The sequence below is a fragment of the Curtobacterium flaccumfaciens UCD-AKU genome (genome assembly GCF_000349565.1).
Taxonomy (GTDB): Bacteria; Actinomycetota; Actinomycetes; order Actinomycetales; family Microbacteriaceae; genus Curtobacterium; species Curtobacterium poinsettiae.
The window spans coordinates 764-1,259 of the sequence record NZ_KB714613.1 but is presented as its reverse complement, the minus strand read 5'-3'; the positions used below and the strand labels follow the sequence as shown (position 1 = coordinate 1,259).

2 protein-coding genes are annotated in these 496 nt (G+C 72.2%); both read right to left on the bottom strand.

Translation table 11 applies throughout. The annotated features are described in order from the left end of the window. Positions 1-187 (bottom strand): LacI family DNA-binding transcriptional regulator (locus tag H489_RS38200; RefSeq protein ID WP_031259582.1); only part of this gene is annotated, 187 nt, incomplete at its 3' end. Positions 188-276: 89 nt separating this feature from the next. Continuing rightward, positions 277-496, bottom strand: a 220-nt coding sequence (locus H489_RS0118865; RefSeq protein ID WP_031259580.1) for an ANTAR domain-containing protein, incomplete at its 5' end; no start/stop codon positions are given.

Below are 496 nucleotides of genomic sequence, written 5' to 3'. Positions count from 1 at the left end.
TGTTCGAGCGTCCGGTCGCCAGGGACCGGCCCGAGACGTTCGGGCGGTACCCGAGTTCGTCGATCGCGGCCTGCACCCGGCTGCGCATCGGGTCGCTGACGTGCTGGTAGCCACGGACGACGTTGGACACGGTCTTCATCGAGACGCCGGCGTGCGCGGCGACGTCCTGCAGCGTGACCTTGCCCATCCGCTCACCGTAGCGGGCGGAGGGGGCCGTGGTTGCTCGCCCGTGGTCGTGCGTGCTCGCCCGCGGTCGGGGTTGCTCGCCCGCGGTCGTCAGGGGACGAGTCGGCGCTGCACGATCGCGCGGGCCACCTCGGAGAGCGGCTCGCGGTGCTCGAGCGCGTACCCGCGGATCACCGCGAAGGCCTCCTCGATCGAGACACCCCGCAGGTACGACACGACGCCCTTGGCCTGCTCGATGACCTCGCGCGAGCCGATGGTGCGCTGCAGCTGCGCGCGGACGACCTCGTGTTCGCGCAGGGACCGCTCGTGC